The sequence below is a fragment of the Winogradskyella sp. PC D3.3 genome (assembly GCF_054366245.1).
In genome coordinates, this window is record NZ_CM135962.1 from 2,097,584 (window position 1) to 2,115,302 (window position 17,719).

The 17,719-nt window shown below is 32.9% G+C and carries 20 protein-coding genes and 1 pseudogene; 13 read left to right on the forward strand and 8 right to left on the reverse strand.

Features of this window, described 5'->3' with window-relative positions:
• Positions 1–59: 59 nt before the first annotated feature.
• The 13 genes from ACXGSQ_RS09030 (at position 60) to ACXGSQ_RS09090 (ending at position 10,470) form a co-directional block, all read left to right on the forward strand.
• On the forward strand, positions 60–638 hold the full coding sequence (locus ACXGSQ_RS09030; RefSeq protein WP_458629281.1) for an RNA polymerase sigma factor: 579 nt from the start codon (positions 60–62) through the stop codon (positions 636–638).
• A 145-nt stretch (positions 639–783) separates the two neighbouring features.
• Positions 784–1,080, forward strand: coding sequence for a hypothetical protein (locus ACXGSQ_RS09035; RefSeq protein ID WP_458629282.1), 297 nt, complete (start codon positions 784–786; stop codon positions 1,078–1,080).
• A gap of 2 nt (positions 1,081–1,082) precedes the next feature.
• On the forward strand, positions 1,083–1,583 hold the full coding sequence (locus ACXGSQ_RS09040) for a hypothetical protein (RefSeq protein WP_458629283.1): 501 nt from the start codon (positions 1,083–1,085) through the stop codon (positions 1,581–1,583).
• Between the two features lie 126 nt (positions 1,584–1,709).
• A complete protein-coding gene (locus tag ACXGSQ_RS09045) occupies positions 1,710–2,000 on the forward strand; it encodes an EF-hand domain-containing protein (protein WP_458629284.1) in 291 nt (96 codons plus the stop codon).
• Positions 2,001–2,041: 41 nt separating this feature from the next.
• Complete coding sequence (locus ACXGSQ_RS09050; protein WP_458629285.1) at positions 2,042–3,496, forward strand: CotH kinase family protein; 1,455 nt, start codon at positions 2,042–2,044, stop codon at positions 3,494–3,496.
• Between the two features lie 116 nt (positions 3,497–3,612).
• A complete protein-coding gene (locus ACXGSQ_RS09055) occupies positions 3,613–4,365 on the forward strand; it encodes a hypothetical protein (protein WP_458629286.1) in 753 nt (250 codons plus the stop codon).
• Positions 4,366–4,424: 59 nt separating this feature from the next.
• Entirely contained in the window at positions 4,425–4,946 is a 522-nt protein-coding gene (locus tag ACXGSQ_RS09060) for an EF-hand domain-containing protein (protein WP_458629287.1), read from the forward strand.
• Positions 4,947–4,969: 23 nt separating this feature from the next.
• Positions 4,970–6,088 carry a YHYH protein gene (locus ACXGSQ_RS09065; protein WP_458629288.1) on the forward strand — a complete coding sequence of 373 codons (1,119 nt, stop codon included), beginning with the start codon at positions 4,970–4,972 and terminating at the stop codon, positions 6,086–6,088.
• A 317-nt stretch (positions 6,089–6,405) separates the two neighbouring features.
• On the forward strand, positions 6,406–6,894 hold the full coding sequence (locus ACXGSQ_RS09070) for a YHYH protein (protein WP_458629289.1): 489 nt from the start codon (positions 6,406–6,408) through the stop codon (positions 6,892–6,894).
• Positions 6,895–7,201: 307 nt separating this feature from the next.
• Positions 7,202–8,035, forward strand: coding sequence for a YHYH protein (locus ACXGSQ_RS09075; protein ID WP_458629290.1), 834 nt, complete (start codon positions 7,202–7,204; stop codon positions 8,033–8,035).
• Positions 8,001–8,648, forward strand: coding sequence for a toxin-antitoxin system YwqK family antitoxin (locus ACXGSQ_RS09080; protein ID WP_458629291.1), 648 nt, complete (start codon positions 8,001–8,003; stop codon positions 8,646–8,648). Before ACXGSQ_RS09075 ends, ACXGSQ_RS09080 begins: the two co-directional genes overlap by 35 nt.
• The gene (locus ACXGSQ_RS09085) at positions 8,620–9,285 is read left to right on the forward strand and encodes an SCO family protein (RefSeq protein ID WP_458629292.1); all 666 of its coding nucleotides are present in this window, start codon (positions 8,620–8,622) and stop codon (positions 9,283–9,285) included. The genes ACXGSQ_RS09080 and ACXGSQ_RS09085 overlap by 29 nt, the downstream gene beginning before the upstream one ends.
• 102 nt (positions 9,286–9,387) lie before the next feature.
• Positions 9,388–10,470, forward strand: a complete 1,083-nt coding sequence (locus ACXGSQ_RS09090) for a WD40/YVTN/BNR-like repeat-containing protein (protein WP_458625890.1) — start codon at positions 9,388–9,390, stop codon at positions 10,468–10,470.
• Positions 10,471–10,510: 40 nt separating this feature from the next.
• On the opposite strand, the gene ACXGSQ_RS09095 is transcribed toward ACXGSQ_RS09090, so the two are convergent.
• The 8 genes and pseudogenes from ACXGSQ_RS09095 to ACXGSQ_RS09130 form a co-directional block, all read right to left on the reverse strand.
• Positions 10,511–10,942, reverse strand: coding sequence for a hypothetical protein (locus ACXGSQ_RS09095; protein WP_458625891.1), 432 nt, complete (start codon positions 10,940–10,942; stop codon positions 10,511–10,513).
• Between the two features lie 7 nt (positions 10,943–10,949).
• Positions 10,950–11,180 carry a hypothetical protein gene (locus tag ACXGSQ_RS09100; RefSeq protein ID WP_458625892.1) on the reverse strand — a complete coding sequence of 77 codons (231 nt, stop codon included), beginning with the start codon at positions 11,178–11,180 and terminating at the stop codon, positions 10,950–10,952.
• Between the two features lie 89 nt (positions 11,181–11,269).
• Complete coding sequence (locus tag ACXGSQ_RS09105; RefSeq protein ID WP_458625893.1) at positions 11,270–11,452, reverse strand: hypothetical protein; 183 nt, start codon at positions 11,450–11,452, stop codon at positions 11,270–11,272.
• A 72-nt stretch (positions 11,453–11,524) separates the two neighbouring features.
• Entirely contained in the window at positions 11,525–12,067 is a 543-nt protein-coding gene (locus ACXGSQ_RS09110; RefSeq protein WP_458625894.1) for an RNA polymerase sigma factor, read from the reverse strand.
• A gap of 364 nt (positions 12,068–12,431) precedes the next feature.
• Positions 12,432–14,257: pseudogene (locus ACXGSQ_RS09115) on the reverse strand (ABC transporter ATP-binding protein).
• A 3-nt stretch (positions 14,258–14,260) separates the two neighbouring features.
• A complete protein-coding gene (locus ACXGSQ_RS09120; protein ID WP_458625895.1) occupies positions 14,261–15,988 on the reverse strand; it encodes a phospho-sugar mutase in 1,728 nt (575 codons plus the stop codon).
• A gap of 75 nt (positions 15,989–16,063) precedes the next feature.
• Positions 16,064–17,014 carry a glycosyltransferase family 2 protein gene (locus tag ACXGSQ_RS09125; protein ID WP_458625896.1) on the reverse strand — a complete coding sequence of 317 codons (951 nt, stop codon included), beginning with the start codon at positions 17,012–17,014 and terminating at the stop codon, positions 16,064–16,066.
• A gap of 44 nt (positions 17,015–17,058) precedes the next feature.
• On the reverse strand, positions 17,059–17,592 hold the full coding sequence (locus ACXGSQ_RS09130; protein WP_458625897.1) for a DUF4199 domain-containing protein: 534 nt from the start codon (positions 17,590–17,592) through the stop codon (positions 17,059–17,061).
• Between the last annotated feature and the right edge of the window lie 127 nt (positions 17,593–17,719).

Sequence of the window (17,719 nt, forward strand, 5' to 3'; positions counted from 1 at the left end):
AGTTTTTTTTAGTAACTGCATCTCAACTAAATTAGCACCTACTTTATCAACAGTATTTTTTGAACGAAACCGAATTCATACAAGAATTAAAATTAAAAAGCACATCAGCTTACAGTCAACTTTTGGATAATTTTCAACAGAAGGTGTTTAGTACTTGTATTTCTTTTGTGCCTAATAAAGAAGATGCTGAAGATATAGCGCAAGATGTTTTTGTGGAAGTTTTTAAATCGATTGATAAATTTAAAGGGGATTCAAAATTATCGACTTGGATTTATAGAATTACAACGAACAAATGCTTAGAATTTATCAGAAAGAAAAATACTAAAAAACGTTTCGCTTTTTTACAATCGATAACAGGAAATGCTATTCCTATAGATAAAACGGATTATTTTACTGAAATTAATCATCCTGGAATTTTGTTGGAGAATAAAGAGTTGAATGCCACCTTATTTAAGGCGATTAATAGCTTGCCCGAAAGTCAGACTGTGGTCTTTACGCTTCATAAAATAGATGGTAAAAGTTATCAGGAAATCGCGGATATTACCAAACGAAGTTTGTCTTCTGTTGAATCTATAATGTTTAGAGCGAAAAAAAACTTACAACACCTATTGGAAAATTATTATAAAAATGAATATTAACACAAGTTTTTCTAAACTTTTGCATCTAAAGATATAATTATCAATAGCTGTTCAAAATGGCTTTACGCAATGGAAAGACTTATAACGTAGAGTAAGTGTGAGTAAAAAGATAAACAAATATTAATACATAAAATCAAATGTAGAAATGAATAAAAAAGTAAAAGACACCTTTGATTCTATAGCGTCTATTGAGGAGGTTAAAGTGTCTCCGTTTTTTAAGGAAAACGTAATGCATCAAATTCGTAATGTCTCTGAAGACCTACAAGATGCAACTTGGTCGTGGTTAACACCTAAGCTACAATTGGCAACATTGGTTTGTGTTGTGATTTTAAATGTAGTCGCATTCAATAACCTCAAGAAAACAAACTATAATGAGAATGTTAGTAATTTTGCAGAATCCTATGGGTTGTCTACAAATACAGAAACTTCTTTAATAGATTAATTATGAAGAAAAATGTAATATTATATGTGTTACTTGTGTTTCTTATTGTTGTTAATGGTTTTTTCTTATTTAATTATATCGGAAATAATAGCGCTAGAAACATAAATGAACCACAACGAAATAGAAATTTTATCGTTAAAGAACTCGGATTTAATAAAACGCAATTAGATCAATTTAGAGAAAAGAGTAAAGGACATCATATTTCCATGATGCGTTTGTCTGATGAGATTAAGGATTTAAAAGATGAACTCTTTGGTAAATTGTCTGATGATTTTGTAGATGAAACTGTAATCGATTCTATTTCATCATTAATTTGTGAAAAGGAAAAGATAAAAGAAAAAGAGGTGTTTTATCATTTTAAAATGATTCAAGAGTTATCTAACGATACTCAAAAAGAAAAATTCAAAACGATAATAATGGATGCGCTGCGTCAAGATGATCAAGGTCAGAGACCGCCTCCTAGAGATGGTGAAGGACATAGGCCTCCACCACATAATCCGTAATTGTAAAATAAATCATAAGGACCTTCGAATATTGAAGGTCTTTTTTTTTGTTTTTTTTAACAAAGGAGCGCACAAGTTTATATAGAGAAGCTCATCTAAAAGTATATAATCTTAAAACATATAATTATGAAAAAGCACACATTTAAAACAGTAATATTAACATTTGGAATCGCAATTTTTATGTCTAATTCTGTTTTTGCTCAACCAGATGGTAATAAACAGGATAGAAAAAAACCACCAACATTTAAAGAATTAATTAAAGAGTTGGATGCAAATGAAGATGGCAAATTGTCTAAATCAGAAATAAAGGGGCCTTTAAAAGAACATTTTTCTAAAATAGATACCGATGAGGATGGGTTTATCACCGAAAAAGAATTTGAAAAAGCACCAAAGCCAGAACGAAAGGAAAGAAACTAATTCGTATTACTTCAAACTAACACAATAAAACTTAGATAAATATGAAGGAGGTTAAAAACAAATTAAGTGTGCTATATATCGCATTACTATGTAGTGTTTCTATCGTAACTTTTAATGCCTGTAGCAATGATGATGACGCAACAGAAACTGAAGCGGTAGTTGGAGTAGACGTCAATGATACCGATTTTGAAGCCACAGATTGGACTACAGAAACACACAGTAAAGATGCCGATCCTAATTTTGATGAAGTGTTCGAAGATAATACTGTAAAACGACTAGATATTGTTATTACTGAAGCACGTTGGCAAACCATGTTAGATGATATGACTGATTTATATGGCACATTTGGAACAAGTTCATCGGGACCAGGAGGTCCTGGTGGTCCAGGAGGCCCAAACGACTTAGTAGAAGTCGATGGGGATCCTGTTTTTGTGCCGGCAGAAGTGTTTTACAACGGGAAAGAATGGTATAGAGTTGGTGTGCGTTTTAAAGGGAATTCTAGTCTGCAATCTAGCTGGTCTAATGGGATATTGAAACTATCTTTTAAATTAGATTTTGACGAATTTGAAGATGATTATCCACAGATTGATAACCAGCGTTTTTATGGTTTTAAAAAATTAAGTCTGAAAAATAATTATAACGACAAATCGATGTTACGCGAAAAAGTAGCAGGAGATGTATTTAGAAATGCGGGTTTGGCAGGTTCTCATACTGCTTTTTATACAGTGTATGTAGATCATGGGGATGGACCAACATACTTTGGACTTTATACAATGGTTGAAGAAGTTGATGATACCGTTTTAGAGACTCAGTTTTCTGATGATGATGGTAATTTATATAAACCAGATGGTGATGGCGCAAGTTTTGCGTATGGTTCGTTTACAGAAGATGTTTTTGTTAAGAAAACAAATGAAGACGATAACGATTGGTCAGACATCCAAAGTTTATTTGCAGCATTACATGATGACACGAGAACAACGGATGCTTTAACATGGAGGACAAACTTAGAAACCGTATTTGATACGGATACTTTTTTAAAGTATTTAGCAACAAATACAGTGATTCAGAATTGGGATACCTACGGAAGAATGACACATAATTATTTTCTTTATAATAATCCAGATACGAGTAAATTAACTTGGATTCCTTGGGATAATAATGAAGCACTACAAGAAGGAAATAATTTAGGAGCATTGCCATTAGATTTTTCAGGATTAAGTAGTGAAGAGTGGCCATTAATTGGTTACCTCTATCAAGATGAAGTATATAAAGCGCAATACGATTCTTATCTTCAAGAGGTGGTGAATGGTGCCTTTAATGTTAGTACTATTCAAACGCAGTATGCAACATATTCAGCATTAATAGAGCCTTATGCAACTTCAGAACTTACAGGTTATACATTTTTAAATAGTAGTTCAGATTTTCAAACTGCGGTTAATGAGTTAAATACACATGTTGTATCACGTGCGGATGCAGTAAGTAATTATATAAATTAATAGATAGATTTTTTTTTTGATTGATTGGTTGTTTATTAAAGGCTTCGTGAGAGCTTGCGAAGCTTTTTTCTTAAAAAAAAAACAAACGAAAGGACCTATAATTTAGAGCTAACGATATGAGGTTATTTAGAAAAATAAGAAAGAAGTTATTGATTTCAGGTAAAATAAAAAATTATGTTGTTTATGCGCTTGGAGAAATTTTACTCATTGTAATTGGTGTTCTGATAGCTTGGAAAATTAACAATTTAAACGAATTAAGAAAGAATAGAATTGTAGAAGTAAAAATATACGAATCTTTAAATGAGGAGCTAAATTCAAACTTAGTGCTTTTAGATTCTTCCATTGCTAGTTATACCAAAAATATGGAAGCTATTGAAGCGACTATAGATCTCATTATGACAGGGCAACAGAACCAATTGGGGACAGATGAGAAACATATGATTATTAATGTAGATTATAAACCAACACAACTGCACACAGGTGCCATAAATTCAGTGAATACAACTAATAAATTTGAGTTTATAGAAGGTGTGTTGTTAAAAAATTTAATTGCAGCTTATCCTAATGAATTAGACAATTTTGAAAATCAAGAAGCAAAAATTAAAAATATCATTGTTAATCGGTTACAGCCTGCTATAGAAAAGTATGTATCATTAATTGATATTCTTACGAAGCGCGAATTTAATATAAACAAGCTTCAAACATTTTCTGTTGAATCGAATTATGCTCAGTTGCTTCAAAGTAGAGAATATCAGAATTGTTTAGTCGATAGGTTATTGCAAACTGAAATTCAATTGAAAAATGCTAAAAGTCTAAGAGAAAAAACGCAAATCATGGCTTTTCAGTTACATAAAGAACTCACAAATTAATTTTTAAAGTGTAACGCAAGTTTTTATTTGCTATGGCATCTAAAATCAAAATAATTAAGATGAATCACAGAAACATAAAACGCACAATCATAATTTTTTCAATGTTATTAGGTTTAGCCACTTTTGCACAAAGACCTCCAGGTGGAGGTAGAGGTAAAAGACAAGGAGGTGGGCCACCAAAAGTAGAAAAACCTGATGCGTCACAAATATTGAAATTATTGGATATAAACAATGATGATAAAATAGATAAGGATGAAGCTTCAAAAGATAAAAGAGGGAAAATTTCTGAAGATTTTGATACCATAGATGCTAATGAAGATGGATTTATAGATTTAGAAGAATTGGAAGCTTCTTTAGATAGTTCAAAACCTAAAAAAGTATCTGTAAAAAAACTTTTAAAAGAAGTCGATCAAGATGAAGATGGACAATTAAATGAGTTAGAGGTTGCTGCAAAAGACAAACGCGATTTAATGGATAATTTTTCGGAGATTGATGGCAATGGTGATAGTCAATTAGATGAAGAAGAATTGAAAGCGTTCTACTCAAAAACAGCTAAGAAAAAGGGAAAGAATAAAGATTAGGTTTAAATATTTACAATTAGAATATGAAACAGATACATAAATTTTTTGGTGTCATTTTAATAAGTCTTTTGTTGGCTTGCAATGGTCATAAGGGAGCTAGTGAACATAGCCATGATGGAGGTGAAGCGCATTCTCATCCGAATATCGCTAACAACTATTTTGGAGCTTATGATTTAGAAGATGAGAATTTTGGAACTAAAACTAAGGTTACACTGACAGAAGACGAACGTATTATGGTCACCAATGCGATACCAAATCATAAAACAGGTGCGTTTCCTAATCAAGGCAATCCAAATACAATTTCTGCTCAGAATAATACTTATAGTTTTCCATTACACCCAAAATACACAGGAAAAGCAACTTGGACAAGAGAGCCAGGTGTAGCTCTAAATGGAATAAAATTTGAACCTGGAACAGCAGAAGTTGTTGTTTGTGACACAGGAGAAAATTATCGTGTTGAAGCACTTCAAGATGTTATAGATTTAGGCTTAGATTTTAACCATGCGCATGTGCAACCAACAGGAGCTTATCATTATCACGGCACACCAACGTCTGTAATTAAAGATTTTGATAATGGAGACGATTTGGTTCATATTGGTTTTGCTCACGACGGTTTTCCTATGTATTACTCTAAAAGTGGAAAATATAAGCCAAGTTATAAAGCCCTCGATGGAAATAGAGAGGGCGAAAATTGTACTTATGATAATCCACATCAATCTATGGACCTTTCTGTTGGAGGTCATCATGATGGTACTTTTACTTCAGATTTTGAATATGTGGAAGGTTATGGTGATTTAGATGAATGCAACGGTATAACCATAAATGACAACTATATGTATTTCGTAACGAATGAATTTCCATATATAGGACGTTGTTTAATGGGAGAAACAACAGATGTACAACAAGGGCCACCTAATGGGGCGCAAGGACAAAGACCAAGTATTACAGATTTAATGAATCAAATGGATGCTAACAAGGACGGTAAATTATTTAAAAATGAAGTAAAAGGGCCGTTGTCTGAACAATTCTCAGAAATAGATACAAATAAGGATGGTTTTATTTCAAAAGAAGAATTAGAAGATGGATCAAATCAAGGGAAACAAGAACCTCAAGGTAGAAGATTTAGGGGTGGGAGAAATTAAGAAAAGATTTATTAGTACAACTAAATAAATAAGCAAGGCTTTAGTCTAAAGAAGAGCTCAGGTATCAGGGTTTTGATGAGGATAACTTAGGGAATCCAGATGTAAGCATACTGGCTTGCGAACAACCAACAGGTTATGTCGCTGATAATTCAGATACTGATGATTCTGGTTGTCTGTCAGATCAAATTTTAGAGAGTTCAAGAGGTGATTGTAATCAAACCTTAGCATTTGCCACGTCCTATAACCAAACGATTAAAGGAGCAACTAGAGTCCTTACATCTAATAGTATACCAGATCATCTTGTTGGAACCTTTGGAATGGGCCCTAGATCATTAAATCCTAATGCCATTTCTGAGCAAAATGAAAGTTATACGCTAACCATGAATCCAACAGAAGCTAATGTTCTGACACCTTTGTTATCAACAACAGGAGTTGGTGCCGATGCAGGACCGCAATATTCATTTGGTGTTTTATTAAATGGTGTAGAATTAGATCCTATTGCAGCAGAACCTTTTCTTCATGAAGGTGTGATGAGTCCAAACGTAAATTGGGAGTGGAATTTAGAGGCTTTAAATGTCAATCTAGGTTTAGATTGTAATAGTGCACACATACAACCTACAGGTAAATATCATTACCATGGTTCACCTGTGCTCTTTTTAGAATCACTAAATGTCCCAACAGATGCGATGACTTTAATTGGCTATGCAGCAGATGGTTTTCCTAGTTATTATAAATATGCGTATTCAGAGGCCACAAATATTAACTCTTCTGTTGTTGCCATGACTTCGAGTTACCAATTAAAATAGGCTTAATTGTAGTTGCTTTTAGTGTTTTGGGAGCCCTTTCTTGGCATCAGCGGAAGAACTTATAATTCAGAATACCCATCAGGAACGTTTTTGAAATGAATCGTTATAATTCCATAAGTAGGAAACAGAAATTATTTGTGTTCAGAAATCAATGATCTTAATAAAGTAGTGTTTTAGTTTGATGCTTTTTTATGAAATAATAAAAAATATAAAAAATAGTGCAAGTTTTATTTTATAACGACATCTAAACATTTAAATAAAACAATTTAAAAGATTTCCGCTATATCGGAAAGCAAACAAGAAAAATATGAAAAATCTATTTAAACTATTAATGTTATTAATTATTTGCACATCTGTAAGTTTAGCTTGTTCTAGTGATGACAGTAATTCTACTGATGGAACTGATGATGACGGTGGGACAGTAACAGAATTACACAATGCATTCGCAGAATTTGATGAAGATAACGTTACAGTAATGTTGAGCGGAACTAATGTTGTGATAGAATCTAACGGTTTGCCAAATCACACTTCTCCATATTGGTCTAATACAACATCGCGTACATTAACAGGTCCTGATGGAAATGCAATGACTACAGTTTCAAGTTCAAATCATCCATTATGGGTAGAGCCAACCTTAACCTCTTATGATGAGATGGCTCCAGGAAACATAGACGATTTTAATGGGTCGTATACCTTAACGGTTTCTGCAAATCCATCATTGTCAGCAAATACATCGGCTACAGGTTTAGGAGCTATTGGTATCGCAGTAAGTGGTGCAATGATTTATAATGATGAAGAAGGTCCAAATATTCCTTTAGATGACGCCGTGGGATCTCTAGACTATACAGCAGCGCATACTGGGCCGCAGAGTTATCATTATCACTTAGAGCCTAAAGCGTGGTCTAACGACGATGAAGCCTTAATCGGAATTATTGCAGATGGATTTTTCTTATATGGAAGAAAATGTAATTCAACAGGAACATACCCAACAGACTTAGATGCTTCAGGTGGACATATTAGTACAACGCAACATACCACAGAAGCAGAGTATCATTATCACATTCAAAATGAATTATATCTTAATGCATATTACATCCTTTTTCCAGGTGATTATCAAGGTTCAGCGAGTTCAATTAACTAAGTATAGTGTACTATTTATAGTCCTATTTAGTTTAATTAGTTGTAGCGATAATCGCGATAATTTAGCCGTAGAAACCACTAGTAATTCTGAAGTTAAAATGACTCGAAATACCCAAACGATTAATGCAAGTCAGTTAACTTTAGAAGCAAATAAAGGGCTTGTGTATTATAATGATGTTGTGTTCACAGGAACAGCACAACGTTATTATGCAAATGAAACATTAGCAGAAGAAATCACTTATGTTAATGGAGTTAAAGATGGCACCTATAAAAAATGGTTTGAAGATGGGCTTTTAAGCTTTGAGTCTAGCTACACCAATGGAAAACAACAAGGAGTTACAAAAAGTTGGTGGAGTAATGGAAAACTTCGATCAGAGTCAAATTATGTAAATGGACTAGCTACCGGAATACAGCGTCAATGGTATATTTCTGGTGAACGCTTAAAAGAACGGAACTTAGTAAATGGAAAAGAAGAAGGCTTACAACGAACTTGGAGAAGAAACGGAAAGCTTTATAATAATTACGAAGCTAAAAATGGACGCATTTTTGGATTAAAACGTGCAAACTTATGTTACTCATTACAAGATGAAGAAGTACAGTATAAAATATTATAGTTTAATTCTAGGGCTATTGTTGTTGGGGTGTAAACAAGCGGAACAAGAAAAAGCAAGTAGAGTAGAGTTGTTACCTTATTATAGTGATGCTTCTTTTACACCACATTGGATGTCTAAAGATGATAAAGCTTTAGAAACGTTTCATACGATACCACAGTTTAGATTAGTGAATCAATTAGGCAAAATCGTCACGGAAGACACTTTTCAAAATAAAATCTACATTACCGATTTTTTCTTTACAACATGTCCTGGAATTTGTCCTAAAATGACAGCAAACATGTCTATTTTACAAGACGAATTTTTAAATGATGATGAGGTGTTATTATTATCACATTCTGTAACACCCGAAACAGATTCAATACCGGTTTTAAAAGACTATGCAGAGACCAAAGGTGTTGTAGCTTCTAAATGGCATTTAGTTACAGGAGCACGCAAAACGATTTATGATTTAGGACGACAAGCTTATTTTGTAGAAGAAGATTTAGGTGAAGTTAAAACGGAGGATGATTTTCTGCATACTGAAAACTTTGTGTTAATTGATAAGAATAAACATATACGAGGAATTTATAATGGTTTAAATAAAACAGCTGTAGCACAGTTGATTGCCGATGTAAAGACCCTCGAAAAGGAAAACTAGAGTGATGATCTAGTTTATATTTGATTGATTGATTATTGTTGATTTGAAAAGCTTTGCGGTTATATCGCAAAGCTTTTCTATTTTTATATAAAATTGATTTATATGAGATTAGTTATTGTTTGTTTATTGTTGATTGGGTTTAGTTCTTGTAAATCTGAAGAACCAATAAAATCTAGAAATTTTTCTAAGGTCGAGATTACACCCTTGCAACAAGATTCGTTGTTAAATATTAGAGCTCTAGAAGTTGTTAAGTCAGAAGGGATTGGCATGTTTGCAACGTCAAATGGTAGTTTAGGCCATGTTTATCCTATTAATCATCCTAAACTTTATCCAGGCCAAGAGATCAATATGTCTGGTGGGATTTACTCTAAATTAGCGCATGATACTTTAATGATTAATTTTAGAGCAATGGCATTGACTAATAAAGGAATGCATTATATAACGATTGGTAGTCCAGCGTTAATTTTTAAAGTATCTAAATCAGGAAGAGAAGTTACTTATTCTGAAAACCACCCAAAAGCGTTCTACGATGCCATGGACTTCTGGAACGATGATGAAGGCATTGCCATTGGAGATCCAACAGAGGATTGTATGAGTATTATCATTACCAGAGATGGAGGAGAGACCTGGACAAAATTATCTTGTGACGATTTACCAAAAGCAAAAGAAGGAGAAGCTGCTTTTGCTGCAAGTGATACTAATATTGCAATCATTGGAGATCGTACTTGGGTTGCTACAGGAGGTAGAGCTAGTAGAATTTTATATTCCTCAAATAAAGGAAACACTTGGGAGGTTTATGAGACTCCAATTGTGCAAGGAGCACCAACGACCGGAATATACTCTGTTGATTTTTACGATGAAACTCATGGCTTTGCTATTGGTGGTGATTATACTAAGCCCAATCAAACTAATAATAACAAAATAAGAACTAATGATGGAGGTAAAACTTGGCACGTTGTGGCTAACGGAACAGGTCCTGGTTATAGGAGTTGTGTGCAATATGTACCAAATTCTAACGCTAAAGAATTAGTCGCTGTAGGTTTTAAAGGAATTGATTACAGTAATGATGCCGGAAATACTTGGTCACATTTGAGTGATAAAGGGTTTTATACTTTACGATTTATAAATGACTCTGTGGCTTTTGCAGCAGGAAAGGGAAGCGTAAGTAAACTTTTATTTAAGTAAAAAAAGAAGGAAGCTAAGTGCTTCCTTCTTTTTTATAGTATTAGTTTTTTGAATGTCGTTTTTTATATTCTTCAAACATCTTTTGCTTAAAGGAATGTTCTGCCTGATAGAGCTTTATTATTTTCTTTGCTGGAAGAATTTCAAATAAATCCTTTAGCAATTTAGATTGTAATTCCACTTTCTGCTTTTCGATATTTTCCATATCTAACAACAATAATCTGGCTTCGTCTTCAGATAACTCATCTGGGTTTTTAGATTTACGTCGGTTTGATGAACGTTCTCTAAGTTTGTTTTCTGCATCTTCATTGGCATTATAAATAGGCCAAAATTTCTGAGCTTCGGTTTCGGTTAAGTCCATTTGATCCGTTATATGTGCAATTTTTAAGGCTTTAATTTTTTCTCTATTTGGTCGTTGTGCAAATACGCTAGCACAAACAAATAATGTAAGTAAGAGTGTGTGTATTATTTTCATAATCTTATTATTCAAAAATTAGGTCTTCTGTTTCGATTTTTTCAAAATAATGATTGAGTGCTTCATCCGAAACATTTATATCTATAAAATCAATGACGGAAATATCATCAAATTTAAATAAAGATGCAAAATCGTCATTAGTATAATCTTCCTGATATAAATAACTTTCGAGGATTTCAGTATCCAAAGTATCAATAGTAATATTATCGTTATTAAACCCTAAGCTAAATAATAGCACAATAGTTGCAGCAATACCAACAAAATAATAAAATCTACTTTTTGGTTTTAAGTTGATAACCGGAGTTTCCGTTTTATGTTGAAGTTTTTCTAAAATTTTGCCTTCAACAGAATCAAAATAATTTTCAGGAACGGTAAAACCTGACGCTTCTGAAGACGTAATGGCTTCTTTTCTTTTAAGTGTTCAAAAAAATCAGCTTCAAACGACTCAAAATAATCATTTGGTGTTTTAAAACCCGAAGATTCAATGTTATGTAAGTTCGTGTTTTTCATGTTTGCTTTCCGATATTGTGAATATCTTTTAAATGGTTTTCTATAACTATGACTTCAAATTAGTAAAATGGTTTAATCTGAAGTTAAAATGGCTTCTATTTTTTTAGCGGCTATATGGTATGATGCTTTTAAGGCACCTTCACTTGTTTCCAAAATTTCAGCCATGTCTTTATATTTTAAATCATCAAAATAGCGCATATTAAATACTAACTGTTGCTTTTCGGGTAAGGTCGCTATCGCTTTTTGTAATTTTAGTTGAATGGCATCACCTTCAAAATACACATCTGCCGTAAGATTATTTATGGCTCTATTTTGGTGCTCTTCATTTGTTATTTGTAATCGCTTTGCATTTTTATTAATAAGCGTAATAGATTCGTTAGTTGCAATTCTATACATCCACGAGAAGAGTTTACTTTCGCCTTTAAATTTGTCAATACTGCGATAGACTTTTATAAATGTATTTTGAAGTACATCATCGGCGTCATTATGATTAATTACAATTTTACGGATATGCCAATACAAGCGCTCTTTGTAGAGTTGTAATAATTCTCTAAAAGCGGCTTCTTTTGACTTTGGGTCTTGTAAACGTAATATAAATTCCGATTCGTTAATCAAGTTAATAACTTTGGTATTATGACGCGTTAAATTACTAAAAGTTTAATGGCCGTTTTTATAAAAAAATCAATATCATTTTTGTGGGTTGAAAAATCGGTGTTTTATGTATCTTTTTTCGATAAAATGCAAAAATAAACGATTAAATGTATGTTTTCCTTGTGCGCTAGATATATTTATTTTATGTTTGTCCTAGCTTAACCTATTAAAAGTTATCAGTTCCCCAAACCTGATGACATATGTTAAAGGATGTATTGAATAATACATCCTTTTGGTATTTTATAGGGTAATGGCGTGAAGGTGTTAATGTGTGTAATGGTATGGTTTTGACACCTCTTAAAGTGGGGTTTAAATAAAATGACAAAGCTTATTCAAAACTCTGCATATCGACTAGCTTTTTGTAAACTCCATTTTTAGACATCAGTTCATTATGAGTACCTTGTTCCGCAATTTCACCTTTATTCATAACAACAATTTGGTCTGCCTTTTGAATTGTAGATAAGCGATGGGCAATAACAATAGATGTTCTGTTTTGCATCATTTTTTCTAAAGCGTCTTGTACTAAGCGCTCGCTTTCTGTATCGAGTGCAGAGGTCGCTTCGTCTAGAATCATAATTGGAGGGTTTTTTAGTACAGCCCTAGCTATACTTAAGCGCTGCTTTTGGCCTCCAGAAAGTTTCCCCCAGAATCACCGATATTGGTGTTGATTCCATGAGGTAAATCTTTTACAAATTCCCAAGCGTTGGCAATTTTAAGTGCGTTTATAATGTCTTCTTCTGTTGCATTTTCTTTACCAATTTTTAAGTTATTGGCTATGGTATCATTGAAAAGAATAGAATCCTGGGTAACTAAGCCCATTAAGTTTCTAAGTGAATGTTTTGTGAGGTTTTTAATATCTTCTCCATCAATAGCAATACTGCCTTCATTAACATCATAAAAACGCGTTACAAGGTTTGCTATGGTGCTTTTTCCACTACCTGATTGCCCTACAAGCGCTATGCTTTTTCCTTTAGAAACTTTAATAGAAAAGTTTTTTAAGACTAAATCGTCGTCATATTTAAAGGAAATATTATTGATAGCGATTTCTGAATTGAATTCGGTCTTGGTAATAGCTTCTTTGTGGTCTTCTAAAGGGTTTTGTGTTTCAATAATTTCGAGCACACGTGCCGCTGCAGCATTACCAGATTTTACTTGATAACTTGCTTTACTTATTGCTTTTGCAGGTGTAAGTATTTGATAGGCTAATGCCATATATCCAATAAAAGCACCACCAGATAAGGAGTGGTCTACCATAACCATTTTACCTCCATACCATAACAAGGCAGCTATGGTTGCAATACCAAGAAATTCACTTGTTGGTGACGCTAAATTTTGACGATTCATTAAAGTATTCGAAAAATGGTAATAACGGTTTGTAGACTCCTTAAATTTATTTGTAAATCGACGTTCTGCATTAAAACCTTTAATCACTTTTAGACCTCCTAGTGTTTCTTCTAAAGTAGATAAAAATAACCCTTGTTCTTTTTGAACTTTATCAGATTTTCGTTTCAAACTTTTACCAATACGCGATATAATAAAGCCAGCAACAGGAATAAAAATAAATACAAAAATGGTAAGCTTTACCGAAATTAGAAACATGGCTATGATGGCAAACGCAATGGTAAGAGGTTCTTTTACTATAAGTTCTAAAACAGATAGCATGGAGTTTTTAACAAGATTAACGTCACTAGAAATTCTAGCAATAATATCTCCTTTTTTCTTTTCAGAATAATATGAAATAGGCAGGCTTACTACTTTATTATAAATCTCATCTCTTAGATCTCTTAAAACTCCATTTCTTAAAAATGTAATAAAAAATAAGGCTAAATAATTAAATAAGTTTTTGAGGAGAAAAAGACTAATAATTAAAACAATCATGTAGAGAAGGGCTTGTTGCGGGCCATCTGCTTCAGTTGTGCTAGTTACTACGTAATTCAAGTAATTTTCGGCATAACTTTTAATGTGTTTAATGCCTTGGTAGACTGGTTTTGTACAAACTTTTTCGCTCTCGCCAAACAATACATTGATCATTGGCATTAAAGATATCATAGCCAAAGTGCTAAATAGGGCATAAAAAACATTACAAATAATATTTAATATGGCATACCGCTTATAAGGAACAATAAACCTCGATAATTTTTTTATATAATCCATTAATTATAAATTCATATCCTTTAGGATAGCATCGATTCTATTTTCCAACAATTGCTCCGTTTTTTCAAAGTCTGCCGTATTGTCAAGATCGGTATTTACACTGATATAAAATTTGATTTTAGGTTCTGTTCCACTCGGTCTTAAAGCTATTTTACTACCATTCTCTGTGTAATAGATTAAGACGTTAGATTTCGGAATATCTATAGTGGTCTCTTTACCTGATTGAAGATTCTTAGAAATAGATAATTGGTAATCTTCAATTAAAACGACCTTTTCACCATTGATTTCTTTTAGTGGATTGTTTCGGGCATCAGCCATCATTTGTTTGATTTCTTGTGCACCTTCTCTACCTTTTTTAACGATAGAGATCAATCGTTCTTTGTAGAAACCATGTTCTACGTATAAATCAATTAAGGTTTCATAGATGGTTTTTCCTTGTGCTTTAGCTTGTGCAGCAATTTCGCAAGCCAATAGTGTAGAGGTTACTGCATCTTTATCACGAACAAAATCACCAACCATAAAACCAAAACTTTCTTCACCACCACCAATAAAATCCATGGTAGGGAAGTCTTTTATCATTTTAGCAATCCATTTGAATCCGGTAAGTCCAATTTTGCATTCTACATCATAAGCTTCACCTAAAACAGACATCATTGGAGTAGAAACAATTGTAGAAGCTATAAATTGATTTCCATTGATTTTATTTGAGTTTTTCCATTGTTTGAGTAGGAAATTAGTCATTAAAACCATGGTTTGGTTACCATTAAGAATCACGAGTTCATTTTCTAAATTACGAACCACAACTCCTAAACGATCACAATCAGGATCTGTACCTATAACAATATCTCCATCTACTTTTTCTGCAAGAGCAATGGCCATTTTTAAAGCTTCTGGTTCTTCTGGGTTTGGTGAAACCACAGTAGGAAAATCTCCGTTAGGTATACGTTGTTCTTCTACAATATTTACATTAGTGTAACCTGCACGTTTAAGGGTTTCAGGTATAACTGTTATAGAGGTACCATGTAAAGATGTAAAAACGATGTTTAAATTTTCTTTAGCTTCTGGAGGCGTATCGAAACTACCGTTTTTTATAGAATTAGTAATAAAAACATCATCAATATCCTTTCCTACATATTGAATTAAGCTGTCATTGGCTTCAAATTTTATTTCAGCATAATCTAAACGGTTGATTTCAGCTATAACTTCAGCATCTTGTGGAGGTACTAACTGTCCGCCATCTTGCCAGTATACTTTGTATCCATTGTATTCAGGTGGATTGTGAGAAGCGGTTAAAACAATGCCGCAATGGCAGTTTAAATGTTTTAATGCAAATGATAATTCAGGTGTTGGTCTTAAATCTTCAAAAAGATAAACTTGTATGTCATTGGCAGAAAATACATCAGCTACAATTTTTCCAAATTCTTTACTGTTATGTCTACAATCAAAAGCTATAGCAACTTTTAGCGTTTCATTAGGGAACGATTGTTTTAAGTAATTGCTTAGACCTTGCGTGTTTTTTCCAAGCGTATATTTATTAATCCTATTGGTTCCAGGGCCCATAATACCTCGCATTCCTCCGGTACCAAACTCTAGGTTTTTATAAAAACTTTCTTCTAAATTTTTTGGGTTAGAAGCTATGAGATCTTTTATCTGTTTTTGAGTGTCGTTATCAAAAGTTGGAGTTAGCCAAGAATTTACACGTTCTAAAATTTCTGGTTTAATATGTATCATGGATAAAGTGAATTTATTAACAAAAATAAACAATTCAAAAATTTAATAAGTCTTGTAAACAATAAAATTGTCTTATTAAGAAAGATTCAAATTTTCTTTTATAAAATAGCGTTGTTGTTGACGGTTAGAGCGTAAAATGAGCTCCCCTAAAAAGCCTGCAATAAATAATTGAGAACCTATAATCATTGTAGATAATGCAATGTAGAATTGCGGACGTTCAGTGATAAGACGTCCTGTTGGGTTTAAAAATAATTTGTCGATACCTAAATAAGATGAAAAACAAAACCCGATAAAAAACATAATCACACCAAGTGCTCCAAAAAGGTGCATTGGTCGTTTTCCAAAGTGAGACACAAACCAAATCGTAATGAGGTCTAAAAAGCCATTGACAAAACGATTCATCCCAAATTTAGTATGCCCATATTTACGTGCTTGGTGCTGTACTACTTTTTCCCCAATGTTAGTAAAGCCAGCATTTTTAGCTAGTACAGGAATGTAGCGATGCATTTCTCCATACACATCAATATGTTTTACAACGGTATTGCTGTACGCTTTTAAACCACAATTAAAATCATTTAGGGTAACACCAGACGTGCGTCTTGCTGCCCAATTAAATAATTTTGAAGGTAAATTTTTAGAGAAATAAGAATCATACCGTTTCTTTTTCCAACCAGAAACAAGATCAAAACCATCAGTTTTAATCATTTTAAAGAGTTCAGGGATTTCTTCAGGATTGTCTTGTAAGTCAGCATCCATAGTAATAACCACATCTCCTTCTGCTTTGGCGAAACCAGCATGTAAGGCTTGTGATTTACCAAAGTTTTTAAGAAACTTAATACCTTTTACTTTGGGATTAATTTCACCAAGTTCAGAAATAATTTGCCACGATTTATCAGTGCTACCGTCGTCTATAAAAAGAATCTCATAAGAAAACTGATTGGATAGCATTACAGATACTATCCAATCATGTAATTCTTTTAAAGAGTCGCGTTCGTTAAGTAGTGGAATTACTACTGATATATCCATATGATTTAGGTATAATTTCTATTCTTCAAAAATAAAGAAATTATTTAAGCTGCGTGCGGATCATTTTTTTTAGTGGCTGCTGCAACAATAAGTCCAATAATACTAAAGCCAACAAGTTGATATGCAATAGACTTAATAGTGTTTCCTAGAGAGAAGAAACTGTCTTCTTTTTGTATTTGTTCCATGGCTTCATCAATTGATGCTTGTGGTGCACCAAATCTTTCCATCATTGCTAACTGATTATCTATGATTTTTTGTTGGAGAATACTTGCAGCTTCTGTATCAACGATATTAAAAATAATAAAGCCTACAAGAGCAGGAATTGACACCCCAATAGCAATTGTAATAAAAAAAGCAGTGAATGCGTCTTTAAAGCTAATAAAACCTCCAAGGGTTTTTTTTGCTTTCATTGCGGCAACCATTCCAAAAATGATAACGATAAACATTTGCCCTATACCAAACCACCATTGCGTAAACAGATCGAGATAAACAGCATACCCAATTATAGTAAAAGATGATAGTATTAGTGCTAAATACAGACCGTAATTAACAGAGGAAGGTTTGAAGGATTTATCCATAATAAATAGTAAGTTTTTGGTTAATTATCTAGTTAGTAGTCAAAGTTACGGAAATGTTACATACATTTGCTAAATAAAATTAATCAAAAAGATTGTAGATTTATAAAATTTACTTAAATTTGCACCT